Source organism: Marinobacter sp. (assembly GCF_033722735.1).
Lineage (GTDB): Bacteria > Pseudomonadota > Gammaproteobacteria > Pseudomonadales > Oleiphilaceae > Marinobacter.
In genome coordinates, this window is sequence record NZ_JAWVYN010000060.1 from 1 (window position 1) to 2,934 (window position 2,934).

General features: G+C 57.5%; 4 protein-coding genes. 2 read left to right on the top strand and 2 right to left on the bottom strand.

Going from position 1 to position 2,934, the window contains the following annotated elements; translation table 11 throughout:
* Positions 1-265: 265 nt before the first annotated feature.
* Complete coding sequence (locus R3175_RS18030) at positions 266-706, bottom strand: DoxX family protein (RefSeq protein ID WP_318945729.1); 441 nt, start codon at positions 704-706, stop codon at positions 266-268.
* Positions 707-817: 111 nt separating this feature from the next.
* Between R3175_RS18030 and R3175_RS18035 the strand changes: the two genes are divergently transcribed.
* Positions 818-1,741, top strand: a complete 924-nt coding sequence (locus R3175_RS18035) for a LysR family transcriptional regulator (RefSeq protein ID WP_318945730.1) — start codon at positions 818-820, stop codon at positions 1,739-1,741.
* Here R3175_RS18035 and R3175_RS18040 read toward each other — a convergent pair.
* Complete coding sequence (locus R3175_RS18040) at positions 1,680-2,549, bottom strand: zinc-dependent peptidase (protein WP_318945731.1); 870 nt, start codon at positions 2,547-2,549, stop codon at positions 1,680-1,682. The two genes, R3175_RS18035 and R3175_RS18040, sit on opposite strands and share 62 nt — an antisense overlap.
* Positions 2,550-2,653: 104 nt before the next feature.
* Here R3175_RS18040 and R3175_RS18045 point away from each other — a divergent pair.
* The coding region (locus R3175_RS18045) for an SDR family NAD(P)-dependent oxidoreductase (RefSeq protein WP_318945732.1) at positions 2,654-2,934 on the top strand (281 nt) is incomplete at its 3' end.

Genomic DNA, 2,934 nt, shown 5'->3' on the forward strand with positions numbered 1-2,934 from the left:
CGGGCGAAACGTGCCCACGGTGATGTTGTACGGGCGGGTGCTGGAGTATGTGAATATCAGTGAAGAGGAGCTTCACGTCTACCTGGACCGGTTGGGGGTGAAGGGCGATGGACGGTGAGTCGTGCGGGGCGGTGCATACACTCCAGCCAGTCGGCCTGTGACAGTAGTTCGTGGGTAAACGTTGGTGCGCCGAGGGAATTTAACAGGCTTGGCAATGCCTTCCTGTCAAACTCCGTTCGGCGCGGGATGAGAGGTTCTCTCGCTCTTACCGCTTGGCGAGCAGGGCGTCTACGGAAGCCCGGCCACCACCGCTGAAGATCAGCGATACGGACACGGCCAGCAGCGCGAGGCCGAACTCATAGCCATTGTTGCTCATGAACAGGCCGTTGCTGAAATGAACGCTGAAGATCGCGATCAGCATGGCAAAGGCCAGGACAGCACTGGCGGGCCGAACCAGCAGGCCGATGATCAGGGCCAGGCCACCGAGGAATTCCGCACCACCCGCCATTAGGGCCATCAGGTAACCTGGGCTGAGCCCGATGGAATCCATCCACTGGCCCGTACCTTCCAGGCCATAACCGCCAAACCAGCCAAACAGTTTCTGGGCGCCGTGGGCCACGAAGATGATGCCGACGGGGATCCTCAGTGCCAGGGCTGCCCAGCTTGAGTTGGTTGCAAAAACGCGTTGTATCAATTGAGTGTTCATTGGGTTCTCTCCTGTGTGGGTTCGTTGCTAAACCATGGGGTGAACTTTACTCGTCATGATAAATGGGATAAACATGGTGCTTTGATATTCACTATCTCGGAAAATGAAACAATGGATAAATTACTCGAGATGCAGACCTTTGTGTCTGTGGTGGATGCCAGAAGTTTTGTCGGGGCAGCCGAGATGATGGGGGTCTCCAAAGCTGCAACATCCCGGTATGTGAACGATTTGGAGACACGGCTGGGCGTCCGGTTGTTGCACCGGACCACTCGTCGTCTGTCATTGACGGATGAGGGAGAAGTCTTCTATTTCCGATGCAAGGAACTGCTGTCGGCTGTTGAAGAGGCCGAGGCAGAGCTGGACTCCCGTAGCGGTAATGCGCGCGGGCTGTTGCGAATCAACGTACCAGTGAGCTTTGGCATTGGCCATCTGGGGCCGCTTTGGGGGGAATTCCATCAGCAGCATCCGGATGTGCAACTGGACATCAACCTGGCGGACCGGATTGTGGATATTGTCGAGGAAGGGTTTGACCTGGCCATTCGAATCGCAAGCCTGCCCAGTTCCACGCTGATCAGCCGCAGGCTGGCGTCCACCCGCATACTGTTGTGTGCTTCGCCGGACTACCTGGCAATCCATGGTACGCCGAAGCATCCATCGGAACTGGCGGAGCACCGGATCATTGCCTACAGCAATCAGGCCACGCGTCATGGCTGGCAGTTTGAAGGGCCGACAGGTGCCGTGTCCGTGCGTACTCGACCCTGGCTGAACACTAACAATGGCGATACCTGTCGTGCCGTGGCGCTCAGCCACCAGGGCATTATCCTGCTACCGGACTTCCTGGTAGGGGCGGACCTGGCGGCCGGATCGCTGGTGGAGGTGATGCCGCAGTACCGTTCCACGGAGCTGGGTATCTACGCCATCTATCCCACCCGCAAGTTTGTTGCGCCCAAGGTCAGGGCGTTGGTGGACTTCCTCAGTGAGAAGTTTTCCGGTGGCCTGCAACAGGCGCAGCCTGATCGTCGGACACGTCCGTGAGCGGATCAAAGCGGTAGAACCCGCAGAGGGCTTTGTACACTTCCGGCTGTTCGTCACTCAGGTGTTGGGGCTGTTGAAAAAAGGCTTCTGTCAGCACGGCAAAGAACTCAGCCGGCTCAGTCGCGCCATACGGGTCCAGCCAGCTGTGCTGGTGATGCAGGAGTGAGCGCCGCAGGTGCTCGTAGGCGCGGGTCATGGTTTGCTTCCAATGTCTGGCCTGTTCGCCGCTGAGGGGAGGAGCGCCATCGGCGGTGCCGTCAAGGTAATCAAGTTGGTGCGCGAATTCATGGAGAATCACGTTATGTTCGCCGTGTGGATTGATCGCACCTTCTTCGCATTCCGCCCAGGCCAGTACCACCTGGCCGCGGCTGGAGGCTTCGCCAGCGCGAATCTGGTTACTGACGCTCACCACCATGCCATCGTTTTCCACATCCCTTACGTGATAGGCGTCCGGATACACCAGTATGCTGCGGACATCGTCGAAATCGGTATAGTCGCGGGCCAGTATCAGCAGGCAGGCGTGGCCGGCAATGGTGAGCCGGACCCTGTCATCCACGTCAAAACCGTCGCAGCCGTAGAAGGATTTTTCCGCGAGGAACAGCTGTACCCGTTGTTCAAGCTGTTGTCGTAATGACGGGGAAAGTCTGCGGTACAGCGGCACCTGGGTAGTCAGTAGTTGTCGCCACTGGTCCGGAAAGGATTGTTGCAGTGCCCGTCCACGTCGCCATTGCCGGTAAAAGAACAGGTAGAAAATGCTCAGGGCGATCAATGTTACGGCAAAGATGGCATAGATCAGCGCTGATGACATTCCCGGTTCCTGCTGTGGTGTGAAAGGGCGCCAACCATTTTGGCCTGCTTGCCCGAGCGATGCCATACTCTTATTCCTGTGCCCATAGCAGGAGGAGAAAGGATATGTCAGAGAATCAGACGGTTGTTATTACCGGTGCCAATCGTGGCATTGGCCTTGAACTGGCTCGGCACTACGCCGGAACAGGCTGCAAGGTGATTGGAGTGTGCCGTGAGGCTTCTGCAGAGTTGCAGGAAGCGGCAGAGAAGGTCATTGAGGGCGTGGATGTCACCTCGGACGATGGCATCCAGAAGCTGGTGAGCGAACTGAACGGCCAGAGCATTGACCTGCTGATCAATAATGCCGGACTGTTGCAGGATGAAAAGCTGGGCAGTATCGACTTCGA